This is a genomic window from Bradyrhizobium sp. CCBAU 53415, assembly GCF_028128735.1.
In the GTDB taxonomy this organism is placed as follows: domain Bacteria; phylum Pseudomonadota; class Alphaproteobacteria; order Rhizobiales; family Xanthobacteraceae; genus Bradyrhizobium.
Window position 1 is genome coordinate 319,788 of the sequence record NZ_LBJF01000026.1, and the last position, 21,241, is coordinate 341,028.

The window sequence follows — 21,241 nt, forward strand, 5'->3', positions numbered from 1 at the left end:
GGCTCAGATGAACTGAAGCAGGAGGATTCAAGTCAGCTCACTTCAGCGAAATCGTGATCGCGCTGAGGTTGGCGGCCATCTCCAACCCGGCCTTGGGGCCTTGCAGGACCATTACGACGCCGTTGTCGTTTCGTAGATGGACTCCGCCCACGCCGCCGACGAGAGCGCCGCCACCGCCAACCGAACTATAGGTGCCGGCGAAGTCGCGGACGTCTCTGATCCCGGACGCCCAGCCTTCCAGGCGGCCGGCAGTCGCGCCGGCCGTGATTCCGAGGCTTATTCCTGTGACGCGGAAGGGATAGCTACGGCCGCGATAGCTCAATACACCACTTCCAGCGCCGCCTCCCACCAGCAGGCCCGCCTTCACGATCTTGACCCGGACATGGCCGGCAGCTTGCGCAAGCGAGGGAGCGGCCGGAACGGTGACGGCGAATAGCGCGATCGCGGCAAGCTGTCCGATCGACCGCAGCGTGGTGCCCATCATCTCACGGCTTCGCAGCATCGACTTTCTTCCAGGTCTGGTCGGGATCAAACAGCGTGAGGCGCCTGGCCACGAAGTCCGTGCGCTTGCCCAGGTCCTTCTGGTAGACAACCCCGGCATGGTTGACCAGGAAGGTCATCACGCCGGAATTGCCGTACTCGGCCGGCCAGGCGATCAGCGCGAAGCCGCCGATCATCTTGCCTTTCACGACATAGTTCATGGCGCCGCCCGGGGCATCGGGTCCCTGTCCCCTGAGGATCCGGAAGTAATAGCCATGATAGGGCGTCATTCCCTCACCGGCTTTGTAGCCCTCACTCGAGGCTTGCGCCGCCAGTGGGCCGAGCGGGCTCGGATCGCTGTCGTCACGCCAGAACAGCCCATCCTTCTTGCCGGGCGACGAGACGATGCGCTGCGCGTAGACGCCTACACCCTCGCCGCGGTCCTTGTCCGCATATTCGTTCTGCGCATCGACGAAAGCGAGCGCGGTCTGGATCGCGTCAAGTTCGTTGCGCCCGATGCGACGACGAAGCACTTCGATGCGCCCCGCGTCGGTATCGAACTCCCAGCCCGTCCTGGTGTTGACCAGCGGAATCGGGAACGGGAATTCATCCGGTCCCAGCACCAGGGTCGCGCTCTTGTTGCCCTGCGCCTTGATGCCGTGCTTGGCGTCATACATCGAGGTGAACCGCAGGCGGATATCGTTGTCTGCGATCTCGTCGCCCGAGGACACGATATCGTCAGCGGCCCTGCCCAGCACTTTCAATATGTCGTCCGGTCCGCTCTTGACCGCGACTGCGAGCGCTGCGGCCGCGTCCTCCGGCGTCTTGTAGGATTGCTGCGCCTGAGCCGCGGAGCCAACAAGCGCCAGCGCCATGATGCCCGGGAATACCGTACGGCGAAACGATTTCAGCCCGATCATGGCAGCACCTCCGCAGGGAGCTTCGCGCCGTCAGCGAGCCAATCCCGGTAGGTGCGGAATGTCAGCCCGAGCTTGTGATAATAGACGCGCAGATAACCATCACGGCCACGGGTCACAGCGCCCGGCATCACCTGCTCGACCTCCTGCGCCATCACGCCGACATAGGCCCTGTCGCTGCCGAGATAGCTGAAACGATAGTAACCGAGGCCGTTGGCGAGACGACCGAGCAGCACGATGTCGTGCTTCAGCGTGACATCCGAGCGCCGGCCGCCGCCACCTCCGCGGCCGCCTCCACCAAAGCCGCCGCCACCACGCGCCGCCATTCCGCCGCCACCACCTCGGCCGCCCATGCTCGGGCCGCCGCCGCCACGCGGCATGCTCGCCATGCTTGACCTGCCGCGCGCGGATGCCGCGGCCGCCGATCGGCCGGACGAGACGTTCATCGCGCCACCGCGATTGCCGCCACCGCTGCGGTTGGCTGCACCGCCGCTGCGGCTCGCAGCCTTGGCGCGGTCGCCGCCACCCTTTGCAGCGGCCTTGGCCCGATCGCCGCCGCCCTTGGCGCGATCCCCGGCACCGGCACGGTCGCCGCCGCCAGGCCGATCGCCACGACCGCCGGCGCGGTCACCCGCGCGATCTCCGGCCCGGTCGCCAGCACGATCACCCGGACCGCCACGGTCACCAGCACGGTCGCCTGCGCGATCTCCCGCCCGGTCTCCTGCGCCCTGATTGGGACGCAGCACCTGGTTGCCGTCACGGCCACGGAAGTCCATCCGGTCCGATGCGCCCGCCTTCAGATTGTTGTTGCCGAAGCGCTGCTGAACGTTGGTGTTGCTGTATCGAACGCCCTGGCGATGCGCGGGATTGTGCTGCCAGCCATTGCCGATGTTCGTGGTCCGATGATTGACGTAGACGTTGCGATTGCCCCAGTTGCAGCCGCCGCCCCAGTAATTGCCCCAGCGCCCGATCGCCCAGGCCGTGCCGAATGCGATGCCGGCCGCAACCACTCCCGCACCGATATAGGACGGATAGCCCCAATAGTAAGGCGGATATTCCGCATAGGGCCAGCTGCCGTAGACGGTCGCCGGATCATAGTACGGCACGTACATCGCTGCGGGATCGGCCTGCTGGATCACGACGACCTGCTTGCCTTCCTGAGACTGGATGCTGACCTTCTGCTGCTTGGTGGTGACCAGCTTCTTGTTGTCATAGGCCTTGGTGCGCAGGCGCTGGATCGCATCCATCACATCGGGCTGCTGCGCGAGAAAGGCGTCGCCGAGCTTCTTGGTCCAATCGAGCTGGTCGCTCATCATGGTCAGTACGTCGGCAGTGCTGGCCAGCGCCTTGACGCTATCGTCCCAGCCCTGCTTGTCCACCTCCGCCTTCAGCGCATCGCCCTTGAGGCTCTTGCGCTCTTTCAGCCAGCGGTCGGCCTGCACGATCTCCAGCGGATAGGTCGAGGCAGCCAGCACGTTCGCAAGCAGTTCGTCGGGATAGAGGGCGATCGGCGCGACCAGGGCCTCCAGTTGTTCGGGCTTCAGAAGCTCGGCCGTCGGCGCAGCCGCCGGCTGCGCCTGCGGGGCGGCGACCGTCTTTTCGGTCGTCTGGGCCCACGCGCAAACGGGCGTTGCCAGCAACAGCGCAAGCACGACTAGACTCTTGCTGCGGCGGAACATCGCATCCTCCATCTCAGTCCTGTCGGGACCATGAGACCGAGAGCGGTACGTTCATTGACAAAAATCAACGAAACGAGCGCGTCGCCTGCTGCAACGCGGGATGCTAGCCCGCGAGCGGCAGTCGAACGGTGAACAGTGCACCGCCAAACGGCTGGTTCTCCGCGGAAATCGTGCCGTGGTGCGCCTCGACGATGGTCCGGACGATCGCCAGCCCCATCCCCATGCCCTCCGGCTTCGTTGTGAAGAACGGATCGAAGATGGTCTTGAGATCGGCGACCGCGATCCCAGGTCCCGTGTCTCCAACGCGAATTTCCGCGTGATTGGCAGAGCGGCTCATGATCACGCTGACCTCACGCTTGTCCGTCTGAACCTCCGAAATCGCGTCCAACGCGTTGAGGATGAGATTGAGCATGACCTGCTGCAGTTGAATGGGATCTCCCTTGACGTGCAAGTCGGTGTCGGGCGGCGCATAGAAGCTCAGCTGGATGTTGCGTCCCGCTGCAAGGTCGCGGACGAACCCCATCACCTCGCGCACGGCCACGCTCAGATCGATATCCCTTAGCTCGAACGGCGCCTTCCTGAGCATGCTCCGCAAGCGGCGGATGACCTCGCTTGCGCGCTGGTCGTCACGCCTGATATCGGCGAGGATCTCGCGCATTTCGCGAAGATCGGGCGAGGCCCCCTTCAGCATCAGTTCCGCCGTCTCGGCATTGGTCAGAATTGAACCGAGCGGCTGATTCAGCTCATGAGCGATCGACGCCGTCAGTTCGCCGACGGCCGAGTAGCGGTTGACGTGCGCAAGTTCGGCCAATCGCTGGCGGGATTCGACCTCGGCAAGGCGCCGGGCCCTGCGTTCGTGAAGCAGACCGCTGATCAATCCCGTCTGGATGAGGATCACCGCTGCGACGAGCGCCACTTGCCAACGGTGTTTTTCCCAGATGCTCGGCTCGCGAAACACGACTTCGCTGCCTTGCTGCAGGTTGCTCTCGCTGATGCCCCACCGTTGCAGTTCGCGCCAGTCGTATTTGGGCGCCGCATATGCGATCGGCTCCATCTTGACGTCTGCGGGCTTCTCGCCACCGAGAATTCGGATCGCCGCACCGGCGGTTTTTTCACCCAGTTCGGCTACAGAATGCATGGGACCGCCGACGATGCCGTGTCCAAAGAAGGACTCTTCAAAACAGAAGATCGGAGCGTTCGCGACGGCACTCAGACGACGCAGCGCGCTCTCGCCATCATGAACGACGCCCGCCGCGTCGACCGACATCAATCCCCAGAACAAGGCTGTATCGGGCGGAAGAGCCGAGGCCCGCTTCAATATCTCGTCGAATGGCAGATCATTGTACCAGACGAAGGCAACACGGCTTTCGAGCGGCTTGACATCCTTCTTGACCTCGTCGAGCCAGAATTTCTCCAGCGTCGACGTCCCGATGACGAGAGCGATCGTCCGCGTCTCCGGCAGCACCTGAAGGACGTTGCTGAAGGCGGTGACAAAATCGTTGCGGACCGAAACCACCGTATCCTTCTCGGTCAGTCTCGCCCGGTCGATCAGCCGTTCTTCCACCGTCGTGAGAACCATCGGCGCCTTCGGAAACAGGTCCGACCGATGCCTCTGCACGAAGCCTGCGGCAGGTCCTCCGACGCTCATGATAATGTCGGGCGGACGGCCCTGATAGATCGAGCGAAGATATTCGACGAAGGGTCCTTCGGGGCCGGGCGTGGTAAACCGCGCAGTCAGGAGCGTGTGCTCCTGAATATCAAGCGGCCACGGCGAGCGCTGCTGAAGCTTTAGCTTGATGCTGCGCGCGTACTCGCTCCAGGGCAGGAAGTCCCGGCCGAACGAATGCAGCAGCAGCACACGCTTCGGTTCGCGGCGGTCGACGTCGCGCTGCTCGGCAGCAGCTACCTGTCCGAGCTGAAGGTTCAACCACCAAAGGACCACTCCGAGCCACAGCAGCGTAGCCGCAACGTCTCGCGGCTTGATCGACGCAATGGAATTGCGCCCGCTCATGCTTCTCTCCGGCGGTCTCGTCCAAACGGCCCCATCACAGCACAATCTGAGCGCGACCGCACCAGTCGCTGTGGCGCAATTCTTCTTTGCACGGCCTTATCGCATTGGGCAGCGGTTGTACCTGATCTCCATGTCCTCCATGCCTGGAAAGAGGCGGGCGATGCTGTTCGCGTCCAGGGCCTTCACACTGAACTGAACGCTGGATAGCATGATGTCGGTGGCGCAGGTCGCGATCAGATTGACGTTCGTGCCGACGTCCCTTCTGACCTTGACCTTGCAGCGCGCGGACTTGCCGATGAGCTGATCGCCATCGACGATGAAACCGCCGCCATAGACCTCGGACATCTCGGTAAAGCCAAGTTTATCTCCTTCGCGGGTGAACACCTTGTCGCACTGATCGGCGCTCGTGGCCCAGGCACCGTTCAGGTCGACCGCACCGGCGCGCCCGTTCATTGCAAGGATCGCGCTTAACGAAAGCGCGACCGCGGCAGGCGATTTCCAACTCCCAGACATGCATCGTTTCCTTCCAGTCAGTTCGTTTCGGATCAATGGCCACCGCTGAAGATCAGGGTCTTGAACGGCAGCAACAGCGCCTGGATGCGCAACAAGAGCGCATGGACGAATCCGATCGCGTCGATGGCATGGAGGACGATCCGCCGGCCGGTCGACGTCTTGGGATCGACGATCGCTTCGTGGTTGCTGGTGTAGGCATTCACGATGCAGGTGCTGCCGGCCGTGACGCCGTCAAGGCCGCCTTTGTAGAGCGGCTCGAGCAACACCAGAATTGTCCCTGGCTTTGCGAGGTTCTGCGCCTCAATGAGCTGTTCGCCGGCCCGAAACTGGCCGGCCGCGATGTAGTCCTGCACAGCGGTCACGACCAGAGGAATCACAGCCCATGGCCTGGAAACGCAGGTTGCCTCGGCAACCATGCCCTCCTTCATCACGCCTGCTTCGATCTGGCCGAAGCCGGCCTGCAGCCGTTCTCGGCCGGCGCCGTCAGGAATCAGAATTCCCGCGGGCCGCATCAGCTGGTTGACGACGTCTCCGGTTCGAACGAGAAATTGCTCGACGCGTCCGTCGACGCCTGCACGCACGAAGGTCTTGTCGAGCTCGACTTGCGCCTCGGCCAGCGAGGCCTCCGCACTCGCCTTCTGCGCCGGCAGCAGCGTCGACACCTGCAAGCTCGCTGCTTCCTTCGCGGCGGTCGCGGCGTCGACGCCGGCCTGACGCTGGTCGACCAGGACCTGAAGCTTCTCGATATCACGCTGCGGCACGATCCCGGGATTGCGACGTTGCAGCTCAGTCTTGACTTCGAGTTCGTCCTTGGCCTGCTGGTAGTTGGCCCTGGCTTCCTGAATTTGCGCCTCGGCCTTGACGACATCGGCCCTCGCCGACGCCATTGAAGCATCGACCTCGGCGACCTTGCGCTTAGCCGTTTCAAGCGCCGCCGTCTGTTTCGAATTGTCCAGCCGGAAGAGGATGTCGCCCTTCTTCACGGCCTGGCTGTAGCCGACATTGACCTCGGCGACACGGCCCGATCCCTCGGGCAGGATCGGGACTGTTCGAAACAGCAACGCCGCATTGGAAGTCGCCGGATGAAAGAAGAAGACGCTGGTGATCAGACCCACGGTCAGCATCAGACAGCCGGTGATACCCCAGCGAAGCTCGTACCACACGGAAAAGAGCGTGATCTCCTTGCCGAACCGTTTGCCCTGGGCAAAGCGCCGGTAGAGATAGTCCGGAAGGATGGTCAGCAACGAGCAGATGATGAGCTCAAGCATGGCTACGCACCTTATGGTCGGTCTCAACCTCCGGTTCGTTCAGACTGATCGCTGCTGGAGCCGCCACCGCACCTGGTTGCGATACTTCGTTTGCAGGATTCGGTGACGTGCCGTCTGCGATCTTCTCCACCGATCCGGCAATGCTTCGTAGCGGCGTTCCGAAGTCCGGCAGCTCGATCAGCGCAAGGACCAAGGCCGCGATCCAGTACAGATGCTCGTGTGTGAACAGAGCGAGAAGTCCCAGCACGGCCACGATCTCGAATTGCAGCTTCTGGGTCTTGTGAGCCATCCGCTCGGGCAGGCTGTGCAGATGCCAATACAATAGACCCACCGCGAAAACGGCCGCGATCAGGATGATTCCCGTCACGATCATCAGCACGTCTGTTTCGCCAGGCGCGGTGATGTAGAATGGCAAATGGTGCGGTGCCATCGGATGAAGCTGCTCGCTCAACGCGCCCTCCTGATCGGGGACCTAGCCGCCGTGGCTTCTATCTTACTCTGGCGACCCCGGTTTTGCTTTGCTTGATTTGAATCAACGGAATGACGGCCGCCCGACCTAGCCTTGCCCGAGCACTGAAACATAGCAGGAGGCATCGGCAATGTCCGCCAATCTCGACACCCTGATCCCCAATGCCAACCAGATCCGCAAGGAAGCGGCCCTCAAGGAAGCCGAAAAGGCGGAGGAATATGCCCGGCTCGCCGCTGCGGCGGAGGATGAAAAGCGTGCCTTGATCGAGCGGCTGAGCAAACCGTCCGGCAAGACCGAGGAAGAGAAGATCCAGCTTGCCGCGTCTATCATTCAGCGTGCGGTGCGCAACGGGCTGACCGAGGTTCAGGTCTATCGCTTTCCCAATACGCTGTGCACCGACAAGGGTCGCGCCATCAACCAGCAGGAAGCGGGCTGGGAGAAGACGCTGACCGGCATTCCGAAGGAAATCTTCCAGCTCTGGACCGACTATCTGAAGCCGCGCGGCTATCGCATCAGCTACCAGATCATCGATTTTCCCGGCGGCATGCCGGGCGACATCGGCGTCACGATTTCGTGGGGCGATTGAGTGCTGATCCGCGCGGATCCGATCCGACAAAGCGAAAGGCAGAGCATGGCAAAGGACGAGGCTGGGGCGCGGATGAAGCGCAAGACCTACGAAAAGGAGCTGGAGAAGCTCCAGGTCCAGCTTTGCCATCTCCAGGAATGGGTGAAAGAGAAGAAGCTGCGCGTCGTGGTGTTCTTCGAAGGCCGCGATGCCGCGGGCAAGGGCGGCACCATAAAGGCGATCACCGAGAAGGTCAGCCCACGCGTGTTCCGCGTGGTCGCCCTTCCCGCGCCGTCCGACCGCGAGAAGTCGCAGCTCTACATCCAGCGCTACATGCAGCACTTCCCGGCCGGCGGCGAAGTCGTGATCTTCGACCGGAGCTGGTACAACCGCGCCGGCGTGGAATACGTCATGGGCTTCTGCTCACCCGCCCAGCACCAGCGCTTTCTCGAGCTCTGCCCGAGTATGGAGAGACATCTGATCGAGAGCGGCATCATTTTGGTCAAGATCTGGCTCGAAGTCGGGATGGAAGAGCAGGAGCGGCGCTTCAAAGCCAGGATCGACGATCCCCTCCGGCAATGGAAGCTGAGCCCGATGGACACCGAGTCCTACCGGCGCTGGTATGATTATTCCAAGGCGCGGGACATTATGTTCAAGGCGACCAGCTCGCAGCATGCCCCTTGGGTGATCGTCCGCTCCGACGACAAGCGGCGGGCGCGCCTGAACTGCATCGCCCATCTCCTGGACTCGATCCCGTACAAGCGTATCAAGAAGGATAAGGTCAAGCTGCCGCTGCGCTCCAACAAAGGGCGCTACAACGACCAGGCGAGCCTGCGTGGCATGAAGTTCGTCGAAGAACGCTACTGACCCGCCCATGAAGAATAGGCCGCGCTGAGCGCGGCCTATTCTCGTTCATGATGCCGTTTATTTTAGTTTGATCGTGACCCCTCCGACGGCCGCCGACACTTCGGCGCCCACCTTCGGCCCGCTAAGCTGCAGGATCACGCCGTTCGCGTTTTGCAACTGAACCGCTCCCGCACCTGCCGCAACAGCACCGCCGGCCCCGCCCACCGCGTAGGAACCTTCGATCGACGCCGGGCCGCGCAAGTTCAACGCACGCCCGACGAACTTGGTCGTCGAGGCGCCCACGGTCAAACCGACGCTCATGCCGGATACGGTGAACGGATAATTCTTGCCGCGCAGGTGCAGCACGCCCTCGCCGCCTCCCACACCGACGATGAAGCCGCCTTTGGTGAAGACCACGGCGACCTGGCCGGTCTCGGCCCGCGACGTCGCGCTGAAGCTTGCGACACCGAGGAGCAAAGCAGCAATAGCAACGAGTTTCTTCATGATTTTCCCCTGAATTTGGCTCCCTATTGAGCCAGAAGCATTGCGAAGTAGCCGAACACGGTGAGCAGGATGCCCGAAACGGCGTAGCCGACCGGAAAACCGATCCAGGGCACTGAACTCTGGATCTCCACTGCGGCCTCACGGCAAGGACCGGAGTGCGAGCGCGCACCGGCCACACCGCCCATCAATACGGCCGGATTGATCTTGAACACGTGATAGCCGATCGCCCAGACGATGAAGGGCGGGATCGTGCAGGCGATGAAGCCGACGATGAAGATCTTCAGCGCGACCGCACCGGTGAGCTGAGCCAGTAGACCTGCGCCGGCATTGACACCGACGATGGCGACGAACACCACGAGACCCAGATCCTCCAGCACGTTGCGCGCCGCGTTCGGCGTATTGCCGAAGAAGCGCAGCCGCGACACGATCGAGGAGACGATCACGCCCGACAGCAACAGGCCGCCGGCGTTGCCGAGACCAACCTTGGCGCCGAATGCCGGGAACTCCACCATGCCGATCAGGAAGCCGATGATCATACCGACCGACAGGGTCAGCAGGTCGGTCGACGTGTTGGTCCTGGCAATACGACCCCACATCTCACCGAGCTCGTTGACGGCGGACTTCAGGCCGACCACCGAGACGATGTCCATTCGCTCCAGCTTGGTCTTCAGACCGGCCGGAATCTGCACGCCGCCGCGCTCGACCTTGGTGACCTGCAACTGGCCGGCGATCGCCGTGTCACGGAAGGACTCGAACGTGCGTCCCACCATGTCCTTGTTGGTGACGAGGATGTCCGCCTGGTCCATGGGAACGCCGAGCGTCTTGGCGTCGGCGACCTCGGGACCGATCAGGCCCATCTTGTCGGTGAGATGCTCGGTCGAGCCGCCAAGAGCGACGATGTCTCCCTTTTGCAGCACAAGATCGGGATCGGCACCTTGCGGCTCGCCGTTCCGTCCCACGTTGACGATCCGGTATTCCGGGTTCATGGCGCGGAATTTGGCGATGCTGATGCCGACGATGGCGGGGTTATCCACCCGATAGGCGCGCAGGCCGAACTGGCGATAGCCGGTGAGGCCGCCGCCTTCGAGATCCTTGACGCCGAACTCCTGCTCATACTGCCTTGCTGCCGCCTTGGCGTCGACACCCCACCAGCGCGGCAGATATTTGCAGATCAGGATGATGCCCACGGTGCCCCAGATGTAGGTGATGCCGTAGGACAGCGCGATCATGCCGGAGGCGTCCTCGGGCTTCATGCCCGCAGGCAGCTTGACGACGCCGGAGGTGATGGCCTGCTCGGCCGAGCCGATGGCGGCCGACATGGTCTGCGATCCCGCCAGCATGCCGCCGGCCGCACCGGTCGGGAGCGCGAACAGCTTTGCTCCGATCACCACCAGCGCAAGGCCGAGCACGCTCGATACGACGGCGAGAATGCAGAACTTGAGGCCGTCGCCTTTCAGGCTGTTGATGAAGGAGGGGCCGACGCGCAAGCCAACACCGTACATGAAGAGGTAGTAAAAGAGACTCTTGACGAAATTGTTCAGTTCGAGCTTCACGCCGTAGGTGGAAGCCCACACCGACAGGCCCGCACCCACCACGATGGCGCCGGCGACCATGCCGAGACCATAGCCCTTGATGCTGGCCCGACCGATATAGACGGCGAGGCCAACGACGAAGAACAGCAGCAGATATGGGTACTGCTGAAGGAACGTGAAAAAGCCCTGCATGTCCCGATCCCCTCTAAGATGCGGCCTTGAGCTTCGGCGCGGCCGCAGGCTTGGGCCTGCCGATCTTCGCCAACGCCTCCGTACGCACGAGCTTCAGGCCTTCCTTGGCGTCGTAGCCGTGGATCTCCTTCACATCGAGCTTGCGCATGAAGTCGATGGTCTCCTGGGTAATGACCTGGCCCGGCACCATGATCGGGAAGCCAGGTGGATACGGGATGACGAAGTTCGCCGAGACGAGCTCGGGTCCCGCTTTCAGCCGCCGGTCGATCTCGGGATCGTTGAGGCGGATGTGCTCGCAACCTGCAACGTCATAAGCGGCATAGAAACCGGTGCGGATGTCGCCTTCGTTGGTCTTCGCTCCGGCATCGCCGCGGAAGCTCGGATGGAAATGCGAGAAATTCGGCAGATCGGGCACATCCTTCATGAGGCTCGTCACCCGTGCCTCGAAGGTCTTCCTCGCATTGGCACCGCCCTGAGCAAGCCCACGATCGATCTCGCCCGCGATCTCGGCGAGCACGCGAATGAGATGCGCGACGTCGCTGCGGGTGTTGTTGATGTTGGACTGGACCAGGATCGAGTTACGCGAGGTCTTGTTGACCTGGATGTTGTACTCGCTCGCCAGGATGCCCTTGAACTGCGTGCCGTCGTAGCCGGCCGTTCCGCACACCAGGGTCATGCGGGTTGGATCGAGGCAGAACTCGTCCTCGTCGAGGCTCTTGAGCGTATTCGCCCAGTTCACGCCGGCCGCGAGATAGTCGGTAAAGCCGCTCTGGCGGTACTGCGCCGGCACCATGGCGTCTGCGCCGAGCACGCGGAAGTATTTCGAAATCAGCGGATTGTTGTTGACCGCATGGCGGATGGCGAAGGCGATCTCGATCGCATTGGCGACGAGGCCGTAACCTTCCAGCTCCATCTGCCGCCGCGAGATATCGAGGCTGGCGATGAGCTGCTGGTTCGGACTGGTGGAGGCGTGCGTGAACACGGCTTCCTTGAACTGCTGTTCGACCGTGTGGAATTCGACGTCCTTCACCGAGAGCATGGAGCCTTGCCGGATCGCGGACATCGATTTGTGGGTCGAGTTGGTCTGGTAGACGCGAAGACGGATCTGCCGCGGGTCAGGGATGAGCCTGGTCTTGAGCAGCACCTCGTCCAAGGGGTTCTTGCCGAGGTCGGCCTGCTGTTTCTCATAGGCCGCGACGGAATTCGGATCCTGCATCCACGCCTCGATCTCGTTGGCTGCGCCCATGGCGGTGCGCCGACGCAGGAATGGCGAGAAGCGCGCGAAACCGAACCAGGCTTCGTCCCACAGGAAGACGAGGTCCGGTTTGATGGCGAGACATTCCTCCATCACGCGGCGCGTGTTGTAGATGTGACCATCGAAGGTGCAATTGGTGAGATCGACCATCTTGACGCGGTCGAGCCGGCCATCGGCCTTGGCGTTGAGCAGCGCCTGCTTGATGGTCTTCAAGGGCACCGCGCCGTACATCGAGTATTCCGTCATCGGGAAGGCCTCGACATAGAGCGGCTGGGCACCCGCCAGCACCATCCCGTAATGGTGCGACTTGTGGCAGTTGCGGTCGACGATTGCGATGTCGCCGGGCGCGAGCAGGGCCTGCACCGCCATCTTGTTCGAGGTCGAGGTGCCGTTGGTGACGAAGAAGACGCGATCGGCGCCGAGCGCCCTGGCCGCCTTCTCCTGCGCCTTCTTGATGTTGCCGGTCGGCTCCAGCATGCTGTCGAGGCCGCCGGTGGTGGCGCTGCTCTCGGCCAGGAACAGGTTCGGACCGTAGAACTCGCCCATGTCGCGGATCCAGTCGGACTTGAAGATCGACTTGCCGCGGGCGATCGGCAGCGCGTGGAACGTCCCGATCGGCCGCTGCGCATATTTCTTGAGATTGTCGAAGAACGGGGTGTCGTAGCGATCCTGGATGCCTTCGAGGATCGACAGATGCAGCTCCAGGAGCTCTTCCACCGAGTAGAAGATGCGGCGCACCACGTTGGCCTCGGGATTGCCGGCCAATTCCTCGACGTCCCGATTTGAGATCGTGTAGAGATCGAGCTCTGGCCTGACTCGCTTGATGATCTGGGCAAGCCGGAGCGCTGAGGCGTCGGCTTCGTCCTTGAGGCCGGCCGTCGCCATGAGAGAGCGAAGGACGGGCGCATCATGCCGCGAGCGCAGGCCAAAGCCCTCGTTGATGATGACCGCTGCGATATCAGGGTTGAGCATGATCGCGCAGAATGCGTCTTCGAGGCTGCCGACGATGACGGGCTCATAAATGAAGCCGTCGACCGGACGACGCAGCTTGCGCCATTCGGCGGCGAGCGCCGGCCATTGGCTGGACGACACGCCGGTCACGATGAGCGTTTCGAAATAGGGCCGGCGCGCCGTATGCGCGCCAAACGACGGCGGCACGAGTTCGGGCGCATCGCCATTGCCCTCGTCCTTCGCGCTCCAGTCGCCGGCATGCTGACGGAACGACCGCGTCGTCAGCGCCTGCGCGATCTTCGTCGCAAGCGCGAACGACGTGGACCCGTCGCCGGCGAATGCCGCTTCCCGCAGCGCCGCCATCAGGTGCAGACCGGGATAGCCGTGAAACTCCTCCGTGACCGAGAGCTCGGCCAGCGCCGCATCGTAGGCCGCGCGATTGCCGACCCGCGCCCAGCTCTTGGCGGCTTCGACGAGATCGCGCCAGTCGTCTGCCCGCGCTCCAGGGCCGGAGAAGAAACGATCGATACGCTGCTCGGAGGATTTGGCATCCTTGGACATGTCTCTCTCCCGGTCCCATGGCAATTGTGATGCGGCATGGTGGCCTCACGGACTGGCGCCCCATTGATCCAAGTCAACGGTCTGAATGATCTCGAAAACCTTCAGTGGCGCGCGTGCATGTCGCAACGCAAAAACCGCTAGCCGCCCTTCGCGTCGCTGCTGCCCAACACACTGTCGAGCGTGCGCAGCCATTGTGCGCTGTCGGTCTTTTCAGCCAGCCCCTCCGCACGGAGGCAGCGAAGCTGCGCGCGGCCGACACGCCTTCGATATAGGCCAGCAACAGGCAACCCGCCGCGATGGGAAACAGCTCTTCGGGCTCGACCAAGCCGAAGGTCGGAACGGCAAGGGTCGGCAGACCCTCGGGGATCTTGCCGGTGACCGGCACCCCCATGGCAGGTAACCCAAGCAGCGTGGCCGCCAGGATCGAGAGTGCCACGATGCTGATGCCGACCGGCAGGCCCGGCAGGTGCCGCTCGCCGAGCAGCAACAGCAGGAGCGCAACGGCACCGACCGTCAATACGAGCAGATTTGTATCGCCAAACTGGCCTGCGATGTGGATTGCCCGATCGAAGAAATTGCGACCGCCGCCAGAAACACCGAACAGAGCTGGCAATTGGCTCAAAATGATGGTGAGCCCGGCGCCCGCCTTGAAGCCGACCAGAATGCTGTCGCTGACCAGGCGGACGAGACTCGAGAGCTTGAACAGCCAGGCGATCAGGCATAGCAGCGCTACTGCGCAGGCGACTAGGCTTGCAATTTGCGCATAGCGAACCGGATCACCTGCTGCGAGCGAACCGACGGTGCCCGCGATCATCAGCGAGATGGCCGAGGTCGGACCAATGGCAAGCTGGCGCGACGATCCGAGCAGCGCATAGCCGATGCCACCAAGAATATAGCCATAAACCCCGGTCTGCGGCGGTAAGCCTGCAAGGCCCGCATACGCGAGCGACACTGGAATCGCGTACGCGGCCAGTGTCACGCCCGCCACTGCGTCGGAGGAGAGCCAAGCGATCCGATACCCGGAAAGCCAACTAAACGGCGAAAACAGACGCGTCCAGCCAACCCGCGGCTCAGACGGCGGCTTCATGGGCTCGCCTCGGAGCGCACGACTTCGCACCGCAATAGAACGATCAGCAAGGCAACCACAGGAAGCCCTAGCGCGAGGTCCGGGGCGGCCTTGGTCATCAGAGCACCGAGAGCGGCGCCAAGGCCGAAGGCGCCGCACACGGCCGTAAAGATGCCGGACCGCCGCAACGTCCCAACCGCGGCGCCGCCGGAAGCCACTGCGAAGATGCCCTCGATCGCTTGGCGCATGTTACCGGTGATCATCACCGTGCTGTACGTCGCGCCCTCGACCCTGGTGAAGACCGCCGCCTGCATTGCGGCGACGAATGAAATTCCCAACGTGCCGGCAATCTCGGGCATCCGATTATGGAGGATCCCGACAGCGATCAGAACGAGGATCTCGATCAACGTACTGATCGCGCTGGCTCTCTCCCCCGCAGCGCGGCGCAGCCAAGCAGCGACCACAATGCCGAGCGCGAAGGCCATGATCGGAGGGACAAATTGCATCGCTCTCGCCCGCTCGCCGGCCATTCCGTAGACCCAGAGAAGGACGAGATTCGCCGTCTGAGCGTTGGCCATCACGCCGTGAACGATCCAGGTATAGGCATCGAGACAGCCACCCGCGAACGCCAGCAACAGCGCGACGGCGATCGTCTCGTCGCGACGCAGCAATGGAGCAGCGGCAATCCCCAGTGAGCTCATATCCGATACGTCGTGTGTCGCCGATCTGGCACTGGCCTATTGACGGCGCCCGAGCGGAGGAAAGGCTTGACTTGAATCAAACCTCCGAGCGGCTTTGAGGATTCAAATTCACTCGGAACCAAGCGCCGGGGAATAGCGACCATGGACACCGTCAGGTGGATCATCTCCACCGCTCCGGAAATCTTTCTTTTGCTTGCTGTCGCCGTTGGCACGATCCTGGGCCGCATCAGGATCCGCGGCTTCTCGATCGGCACCACTGCCTGCACGCTCATCGCTGCCGTGCTCATCGGTCAACTCGGCAGCTTCGCGTTTCCGTCGGTGCTGCGGGTCATCCTGTTCAGCCTGTTCGTATTCACGATCGGCTACAAATCCGGACCGGAATTCTTCGCATCCTTGAGCATCCGCACTCTGGCCCAGGTCGCCATGGCGCTCGTGCTCGGCGGCACGGGCTTGATCATCGTTCTGGCATTTGCCTTTACGGTGGGGCTCGACCCAGGCACCGCGTCTGGCCTCGCCGCGGGCGCACTGACGCAATCCTCCGTCATCGGCACTGCCTCGGGTGCCCTGGCGCAACTTGGGCTGTCCAAGGCTTTGCTCGAGCAGCAAGAGGCGAATATCGCTGCCGGCTACGCCGTCACCTACGTTCTCGGATACATCCTGACGCTCCTCTACGTCCCGTTCGTCGCGCCCAAGCTGATGGGGGTCAACCTCAAGGACGAAGCCAAGAAGCTCGAGATCGAGCTTGCCGGGGGCGAGCCTCCCAAGACCGAGAACCTGCACTATCGCAAATTCCAGGCGCGCGCCTATCGCGTCTCGGCGGCCGCGGGCCGAACCGTGAAGGCGATCGAGGGGGAGATCGGCAGCCGGACGGTGATCGAGCGCATCGTGCGTCACGGAGCCGACATTGAGCCGCATCTGGACACCGTGCTCGAGGCCGACGACGACATCGTGATCGCCGGGCGGACAGCGGTGATCGTGGCCGCACGGCCCGTGATCGGCACCGAGATCGACGCCGACGAGATCCTGAAGGCGATGCCGGGCAATGTGGTCGACGTGCTGGTGGACAACCGCAAGCTCCACGGCCGTTCGGTCCAGGACGTCGCCGATCGCGTCGGCAGCAATGCGCGCGGCGTGTTCCTGCGGACACTGACTCGGATGGGGCGCGAGGTGCCTCTTAGTGCGGACACGCGCATCTATGTGGGCGACGTAATGACGCTCGTCGGCACCAGCCGCAACATCGAACGCGCAGCTGCGCAAGTCGGACAGATCTTGCGCGCCGGCGACCGCACCGACATCGCCTTTCTCGCGGCCGGCATTGCCGTCGGCCTGCTGGCCGGCCTGCTCAGCTTCAAGTTCGGGAGCGTCGCGCTGACGCTCGGCGGCGGAGGCGGCGCCTTGATCGCGGGCCTCGTCTGCGGCTGGTTGCGGTCACGCTGGCCGACGATGGGTGCGATGCCGCCCGCCGCGCAGCAGACACTGAGCGACCTGGGCCTCGGCGGCTTCATTGCCGCCATCGGCCTCGGCAACGGCCATGCCGCCTGGATCGCGATCCAGGCGCATGGCTTCTTGCTGGTCGGCATGGGTCTTGTCGTCACGCTCGTGCCGCTGATGGTGGCGACGCTGTTCGCCTATCACGTGCTGCGCATGAACCCAGTCGTCGCCTGCGGCGCACTGGCAGGAGCCATGACGGTCGACGCCGCCGTCACGGGCGCCTGCGAGGTCGCCGAAAGCCAGACGCCGGTGCTCGGCGTCGCCGTGCCCTATGCAGTGGGGAACGTCGTTCTGACGGTGCTCGGCCCGATCATCGTAGCCGCGACTTTTGCCGGATGAGGAGGATGGAATGCCGTCGTATTCCTCAGTCAAACGAACGCTGTGGGCGGCGCTGCTGTTGCTGGCTTTCTTGATTGTGCCGGCCGGTGCCGACGATCAAGCCGCCCCACGACGCATTCACGAAGAGATCTGGGCTCTGCCGTTGCCGCTCCCGATGTTCGCCTATCTGGTGCGCCCCGTGGGCGACGGCCCCTTCCCTCTGGTGATCATGAACCACGGCGTGTCGCTCAACCCGACCGAACGCAGCTTCTTTCCGCTGGTCGAGTTTCGCGACGCCGCCAAATGGTTCGCCAGGCAAGGCTATCTCGTGGTGGCGCCGGTCGGCACCGGATACGGCGCCTCCGCCATCGACATTCCCGAGCGTGGGATGTACGGCCCGTTCTTCTCCAAGGTCGGCAAGTGCACCAATCCGAACTTCCATGATGCGGGTCTCGCTGTCGCCCAGGTCGACCTCTGGATCATCGATTACATGGTTGCCGAGAAGCGCGTCCTGCCTGACGGCGTGATCGTGGTCGGACAATCCGCAGGAGGCTGGGCCTCCATTGCGCTGTCGAGCCTCAACCCGCCGCAGGTGAAGGCCATCATCACCTTCGCCGCGGGCCGCGGTGGCCGGGTCGGCGGCAAGCCGAACAACAATTGTGCGCCCGACAGGCTGGTCGAGACGACAGGCGAGTTCGGCCGCACCTCGCGGGTGCCGATGTTGTGGATCTACATCGAGAACGACACGTTCTTCGGACCGGCTCTGTCGAAGCGGATGCATCAGGCCTTTACTGCCGGCGGCGGCAAGGCCGAATATCACCTGATGCCGCCGTTCGGCAACGAGGGGCACTATTTCGTCGGTTCGCCCAATGCCATTCCGATCTGGTCACCGCTTGTCACCAAATTTCTCGACGCCCTGAAGTGACGGCCATTGCTGGCGTCAGGAGGATAGAGATGGATCTTCGCAATCGTGACTTCGCTCACAATTGGATTGGCAGGACTTGGGTTGCGGCTCTGCTGGCGGCCATCTTCGTGACCGCACCCGTGAGTGCGGAGATCACGCCGCGCGGGCAGCGGTCGGCGAGCGATATCAAGTACGGCGAGTGGAAGAAGCTCTGCTTCAAGGCAGCCGGGGCCCCTCTGCTATGCAGGACCTCGATCTCGGGGACTTACGAGACCGGGCAGATGGCGGTTCGGATTGATCTGATCGAACGAGAGAAAGGCGGCAATGCGCGCGTGCAGATCTTCGTCCCCGTCGGCATGTATCTGCGAATTCCCGCCAAGCTGAAGGTTGACGCAGGCGCGATCAATCCGATTCCCTACAGTTGGTGCCTCAGCAACGGCTGCATCGCAGGCGACGTGGCGAGCCCGAAGCTGATCAAAGAGATGGAAGCGGGAAAGACTCTGACGCTGGAGGTTGTCGACTCCAATCTGCTGTCGCTCACGACCTCCATGTCTCTCTCGCAATTCCGCGTCGCTCACAACGGACCGCCGGCGCAGACGCTCGAGCAAGACATCGAGGAGTGAACCGGCTCGCCGCCTCGCAGGTGCTCTCAGGCGTCGTACTCGGCAAGTCCATTGCGGTCGAGCAACACGATCTGCCGCTGAGTCGCCCCTTCGAACTTCAGCATCTTCCGGTCGCGCAGCGTGGAGCAGGTGCGCGAGACCGTCTCAAGCGTCAATCCGAGATAATCGGCGATGTCGCGACGGCTCATTGGCAGCACCAAGACCTTGGGATGGCCGAGCCGCTCGTCGATTTCGAGCAGGAACGCGGCCACGCGCTCCAGTGCCGTCTTTCGTCCCAGCAGAAGCATGTGATTTTCCGCATGCTGCAGGTTCCGCGTCACGAGACCAAGAAATATCGAGGCGCCCGACTCCCGGCTTCGCATCGTCTCGAGAAGGCTCCGTCGCTTGGTGATACGCACCCTGGTTTCAACGATCGCTTCAGCAGTGAACCGATGGGTTACGCCATTCTCGAGCCCTAACATGTCGCCTGGCAGGTGGAAAGAATTGATCTGGCGGCGGCCGTCGGAGAGCAGCTTGTAGGTCCGCACCGCTCCGGAAATGATCTGGTAGACGTACTCCGTCTCCTCTCCTTCGCCGAAGACTTCCGTTCCTCTGCGGTATCGAAATTCACTACAGAACACGCGCTCGCCTGCGAGTGCTGCGAGATGCCCGTCAACCGGACGGATGCTGGAGGCGTTGGTCCTGAGCAGCATCTGAAAAACTCCGACTGAATTAACAATGCATGTTAGGCAGGCGGCTGCCGAGCGAATTTGATCTGCAACAATTTGAGTCCCCACCTACGTATTCTTCCGGATCGGATTGCTAAGAACCGATAGGGCGCTGCAAAGGCGCGGACTTGCGTCTGATCAACAACGCACGCCGAAACTCACTTAGCTTGCAGCAACTCTCGGGGTTGCGTCCCGCCGCGAGATCATGCCGACAAGCGACCGTCCTGATCACATCTGGGCGCCACCTTCTGTCGTAATTTGCGAATGCTTGAAAAGAAAACGAAATGCCTGCACGCTTGCCTGCATCCCTGATCTTGGCCGTGCTTCTGCTCCTCGGCATTGCCGCTCAAAGCGCTCACGCAGCCGTCACGGTGCGAGTTCAGCTTTCCACCCAGACGATGCTGGTCGCCGTCGACGGGACCGAGTATGCGACCTGGCTAGTCTCGACGGCGCGGCGCGGATATCGCACGCCCACCGGCACGTATCAGCCTTATTCTCTCCAGCGCATGCATTACTCGAAGCTCTACGACTTCACACCGATGCCTTATTCGATCTTCTTCCACGGCGGATACGCGATTCATGGGACATTCGAGGTGCGCAATCTTGGGCGTCCCGTGTCCCACGGCTGCATCCGGTTGGCGCCGGACCAAGCGCAATCACTGTTCGAATTGATCCAGGCTCAGGGATCTCAGAATACAACGATTGAAATCTCGCCCTGAGGGCGCCATCTCGGCGGATGCTAACGATCCTAGCCGAGGCTCTGGACTGGCGTCGCCTCCGCAAAGCACCGACCCGGCACGTCGATGGGAGGCTTGCAGGCCGCTTTGCCGGATTTGAGCAGGTCTCGCGGTTGCAGACGCACCGGCACTTTGTCCAGCGCTCTCCGCTTCAATTGCACCGTCGGCAGCCTGTCGCTCTTCCCCGAGCGATTTGCGTTCTGTTCGAGGGCGGACTGAGATCCTGCCGAAAGGCCAGGCAGCGGAATGGCCTGGTGAACGGCCATCGCGGTCGTCATGCCCGCGATGTAGATGAGTGAATGCAACGTGAGTGTCTTGAAAAGCATGATGCTGCCCATTCCACTTGTGTCCGTTCTGGACATCGCCGCACGCGTTGGCGAAGGCTAGTTCGAGGTCGGAGGAGCAAGATTGATCTGACGCAAATTCTGGGCGGCCTCCGTAATTCTCCTCAGCGATTCTCCATCGGACCGGTCAAACAAAACCCCGGCTCAAGGCCGGGGTTCTGTCCTTGCGCAGGCCGGAGCGCCGGATTCAGCGGCGCCCGACCCGGTTCACTGGGCCGCCGCGGTTCATCGGTGTTCCCGGCCGCACCGCTTCGCGAGCGGCTGCACGGGCGACCGGTCGCGGCCTGAGCACGACGCCCGGTCTGGCGACGCAACTCGGCGGATAGTCGATGTACTGGCAGTACACCACTGCGGCTGCCGGGCCACTGCTGGCCGAGAGACCTAGAATGACGAGGCAGGCACTGAGGGCGACCGAGGTGAAAAATTGGGACGGCTTCAAGAGCACCTCCTATTTGGCAACTACGAACGGCACGACGTGGGGCACAGCGCACGTGTCCATCGCTGGCTATGCACGCGGCGCCCCGCGAACCTCAGTAACAAGGCGGATAAGGATAGTACCCGCAGGCTCTCCGATAGCGGTACGTCCCATAAGCCGCAGCTCCCGCGG

General features: G+C 62.7%; 20 protein-coding genes and 1 pseudogene. 6 read left to right on the forward strand and 15 right to left on the reverse strand.

Features of this window, described 5'->3' with window-relative positions:
* Positions 1-37: 37 nt before the first annotated feature.
* The 7 genes from XH87_RS25555 to XH87_RS25585 form a co-directional block, all read right to left on the reverse strand.
* Positions 38-502 (reverse strand): hypothetical protein, encoded by a 465-nt coding sequence (locus XH87_RS25555; RefSeq protein ID WP_271589372.1) that lies wholly within the window; start codon positions 500-502, stop codon positions 38-40.
* Positions 486-1,400: a DUF2950 domain-containing protein gene (locus tag XH87_RS25560; protein ID WP_271589373.1), complete on the reverse strand. Its 915-nt coding sequence runs from the start codon at positions 1,398-1,400 to the stop codon at positions 486-488. The genes XH87_RS25555 and XH87_RS25560 overlap by 17 nt, the downstream gene beginning before the upstream one ends.
* The gene (locus XH87_RS25565; RefSeq protein WP_271589374.1) at positions 1,397-3,076 is read right to left on the reverse strand and encodes a DUF3300 domain-containing protein; all 1,680 of its coding nucleotides are present in this window, start codon (positions 3,074-3,076) and stop codon (positions 1,397-1,399) included. Before XH87_RS25565 ends, XH87_RS25560 begins: the two co-directional genes overlap by 4 nt.
* A gap of 103 nt (positions 3,077-3,179) precedes the next feature.
* Complete coding sequence (locus XH87_RS25570; protein WP_271589375.1) at positions 3,180-5,087, reverse strand: sensor histidine kinase; 1,908 nt, start codon at positions 5,085-5,087, stop codon at positions 3,180-3,182.
* 96 nt (positions 5,088-5,183) lie between these two features.
* Positions 5,184-5,540: a hypothetical protein gene (locus tag XH87_RS25575; protein ID WP_271589376.1), complete on the reverse strand. Its 357-nt coding sequence runs from the start codon at positions 5,538-5,540 to the stop codon at positions 5,184-5,186.
* 92 nt (positions 5,541-5,632) lie between these two features.
* Positions 5,633-6,868, reverse strand: a complete 1,236-nt coding sequence (locus tag XH87_RS25580) for an HlyD family secretion protein (RefSeq protein WP_271589377.1) — start codon at positions 6,866-6,868, stop codon at positions 5,633-5,635.
* The gene (locus XH87_RS25585) at positions 6,861-7,319 is read right to left on the reverse strand and encodes a hypothetical protein (RefSeq protein ID WP_271589378.1); all 459 of its coding nucleotides are present in this window, start codon (positions 7,317-7,319) and stop codon (positions 6,861-6,863) included. Before XH87_RS25585 ends, XH87_RS25580 begins: the two co-directional genes overlap by 8 nt.
* 148 nt (positions 7,320-7,467) lie before the next feature.
* Here XH87_RS25585 and XH87_RS25590 point away from each other — a divergent pair, with 148 nt between their 5' ends.
* Positions 7,468-7,923 (forward strand): hypothetical protein, encoded by a 456-nt coding sequence (locus XH87_RS25590; protein ID WP_271589379.1) that lies wholly within the window; start codon positions 7,468-7,470, stop codon positions 7,921-7,923.
* A gap of 45 nt (positions 7,924-7,968) precedes the next feature.
* On the forward strand, positions 7,969-8,769 hold the full coding sequence (ppk2, locus tag XH87_RS25595; protein WP_271589380.1) for a polyphosphate kinase 2: 801 nt from the start codon (positions 7,969-7,971) through the stop codon (positions 8,767-8,769).
* 57 nt (positions 8,770-8,826) lie between these two features.
* Here the strand turns inward: ppk2 and XH87_RS25600 are convergent, their stop codons facing one another.
* The 5 genes and pseudogenes from XH87_RS25600 to XH87_RS25620 form a co-directional block, all read right to left on the reverse strand.
* Positions 8,827-9,252, reverse strand: coding sequence for a hypothetical protein (locus XH87_RS25600; protein ID WP_271589381.1), 426 nt, complete (start codon positions 9,250-9,252; stop codon positions 8,827-8,829).
* 23 nt (positions 9,253-9,275) lie between these two features.
* The gene (locus XH87_RS25605; protein WP_271589382.1) at positions 9,276-10,976 is read right to left on the reverse strand and encodes an aspartate:alanine exchanger family transporter; all 1,701 of its coding nucleotides are present in this window, start codon (positions 10,974-10,976) and stop codon (positions 9,276-9,278) included.
* 13 nt (positions 10,977-10,989) lie between these two features.
* Positions 10,990-13,743, reverse strand: coding sequence for a decarboxylase (locus XH87_RS25610; RefSeq protein ID WP_271589383.1), 2,754 nt, complete (start codon positions 13,741-13,743; stop codon positions 10,990-10,992).
* 232 nt (positions 13,744-13,975) lie between these two features.
* Positions 13,976-14,830, reverse strand: a pseudogene (locus XH87_RS25615) (SulP family inorganic anion transporter); the annotation flags it as partial.
* On the reverse strand, positions 14,827-15,510 hold the full coding sequence (locus XH87_RS25620; RefSeq protein WP_035706872.1) for a YoaK family protein: 684 nt from the start codon (positions 15,508-15,510) through the stop codon (positions 14,827-14,829). The gene XH87_RS25620 and the pseudogene XH87_RS25615, both read right to left, overlap by 4 nt.
* Before the next feature lie 141 nt (positions 15,511-15,651).
* Between XH87_RS25620 and XH87_RS25625 the strand changes: the two genes are divergently transcribed.
* From XH87_RS25625 to XH87_RS25635, 3 genes are read left to right on the forward strand one after another with little or no spacing between them, the layout of a single operon-like run.
* A complete protein-coding gene (locus XH87_RS25625) occupies positions 15,652-17,340 on the forward strand; it encodes an aspartate:alanine exchanger family transporter (RefSeq protein WP_271589384.1) in 1,689 nt (562 codons plus the stop codon).
* 10 nt (positions 17,341-17,350) lie between these two features.
* Positions 17,351-18,244, forward strand: a complete 894-nt coding sequence (locus XH87_RS25630) for an alpha/beta hydrolase family protein (RefSeq protein WP_271589385.1) — start codon at positions 17,351-17,353, stop codon at positions 18,242-18,244.
* Positions 18,245-18,273: 29 nt separating this feature from the next.
* Positions 18,274-18,846 carry an invasion associated locus B family protein gene (locus XH87_RS25635; protein ID WP_271589386.1) on the forward strand — a complete coding sequence of 191 codons (573 nt, stop codon included), beginning with the start codon at positions 18,274-18,276 and terminating at the stop codon, positions 18,844-18,846.
* Positions 18,847-18,872: 26 nt separating this feature from the next.
* Here the strand turns inward: XH87_RS25635 and XH87_RS25640 are convergent, their stop codons facing one another.
* Positions 18,873-19,538, reverse strand: coding sequence for a helix-turn-helix domain-containing protein (locus XH87_RS25640; RefSeq protein WP_271589750.1), 666 nt, complete (start codon positions 19,536-19,538; stop codon positions 18,873-18,875).
* A gap of 299 nt (positions 19,539-19,837) precedes the next feature.
* Between XH87_RS25640 and XH87_RS25645 the strand changes: the two genes are divergently transcribed.
* Complete coding sequence (locus tag XH87_RS25645) at positions 19,838-20,272, forward strand: L,D-transpeptidase (RefSeq protein WP_271589387.1); 435 nt, start codon at positions 19,838-19,840, stop codon at positions 20,270-20,272.
* Positions 20,273-20,301: 29 nt separating this feature from the next.
* Here the strand turns inward: XH87_RS25645 and XH87_RS25650 are convergent, their stop codons facing one another.
* Both XH87_RS25650 and XH87_RS25655 read right to left on the reverse strand, forming a co-directional pair.
* A complete protein-coding gene (locus XH87_RS25650; protein ID WP_271589388.1) occupies positions 20,302-20,628 on the reverse strand; it encodes a hypothetical protein in 327 nt (108 codons plus the stop codon).
* 193 nt (positions 20,629-20,821) lie between these two features.
* On the reverse strand, positions 20,822-21,073 hold the full coding sequence (locus XH87_RS25655) for a hypothetical protein (protein ID WP_271589389.1): 252 nt from the start codon (positions 21,071-21,073) through the stop codon (positions 20,822-20,824).
* Between the last annotated feature and the right edge of the window lie 168 nt (positions 21,074-21,241).

Excerpts from the sequence above, each read along its gene's own strand:
- XH87_RS25555 (WP_271589372.1), bottom strand. The coding sequence starts at position 502 with ATGCTGCGAAGCCGTGAGATGATGGGCACCACGCTGCGGTCGATCGGA.
- XH87_RS25560 (WP_271589373.1), bottom strand. The coding sequence starts at position 1,400 with ATGATCGGGCTGAAATCGTTTCGCCGTACGGTATTCCCGGGCATCATG.
- XH87_RS25565 (WP_271589374.1), bottom strand. The coding sequence starts at position 3,076 with ATGTTCCGCCGCAGCAAGAGTCTAGTCGTGCTTGCGCTGTTGCTGGCA.
- XH87_RS25570 (WP_271589375.1), bottom strand. The coding sequence starts at position 5,087 with ATGAGCGGGCGCAATTCCATTGCGTCGATCAAGCCGCGAGACGTTGCG.
- XH87_RS25575 (WP_271589376.1), bottom strand. The coding sequence starts at position 5,540 with ATGAACGGGCGCGCCGGTGCGGTCGACCTGAACGGTGCCTGGGCCACG.
- XH87_RS25580 (WP_271589377.1), bottom strand. The coding sequence starts at position 6,868 with ATGCTTGAGCTCATCATCTGCTCGTTGCTGACCATCCTTCCGGACTAT.
- XH87_RS25590 (WP_271589379.1), top strand. The coding sequence starts at position 7,468 with ATGTCCGCCAATCTCGACACCCTGATCCCCAATGCCAACCAGATCCGC.
- ppk2 (WP_271589380.1), top strand. The coding sequence starts at position 7,969 with ATGGCAAAGGACGAGGCTGGGGCGCGGATGAAGCGCAAGACCTACGAA.
- XH87_RS25600 (WP_271589381.1), bottom strand. The coding sequence starts at position 9,252 with ATGAAGAAACTCGTTGCTATTGCTGCTTTGCTCCTCGGTGTCGCAAGC.
- XH87_RS25605 (WP_271589382.1), bottom strand. The coding sequence starts at position 10,976 with ATGCAGGGCTTTTTCACGTTCCTTCAGCAGTACCCATATCTGCTGCTG.
- XH87_RS25610 (WP_271589383.1), bottom strand. The coding sequence starts at position 13,743 with ATGTCCAAGGATGCCAAATCCTCCGAGCAGCGTATCGATCGTTTCTTC.
- XH87_RS25620 (WP_035706872.1), bottom strand. The coding sequence starts at position 15,510 with ATGAGCTCACTGGGGATTGCCGCTGCTCCATTGCTGCGTCGCGACGAG.
- XH87_RS25625 (WP_271589384.1), top strand. The coding sequence starts at position 15,652 with ATGGACACCGTCAGGTGGATCATCTCCACCGCTCCGGAAATCTTTCTT.
- XH87_RS25630 (WP_271589385.1), top strand. The coding sequence starts at position 17,351 with ATGCCGTCGTATTCCTCAGTCAAACGAACGCTGTGGGCGGCGCTGCTG.
- XH87_RS25635 (WP_271589386.1), top strand. The coding sequence starts at position 18,274 with ATGGATCTTCGCAATCGTGACTTCGCTCACAATTGGATTGGCAGGACT.
- XH87_RS25640 (WP_271589750.1), bottom strand. The coding sequence starts at position 19,538 with ATGCTGCTCAGGACCAACGCCTCCAGCATCCGTCCGGTTGACGGGCAT.
- XH87_RS25645 (WP_271589387.1), top strand. The coding sequence starts at position 19,838 with ATGCCTGCACGCTTGCCTGCATCCCTGATCTTGGCCGTGCTTCTGCTC.
- XH87_RS25650 (WP_271589388.1), bottom strand. The coding sequence starts at position 20,628 with ATGGGCAGCATCATGCTTTTCAAGACACTCACGTTGCATTCACTCATC.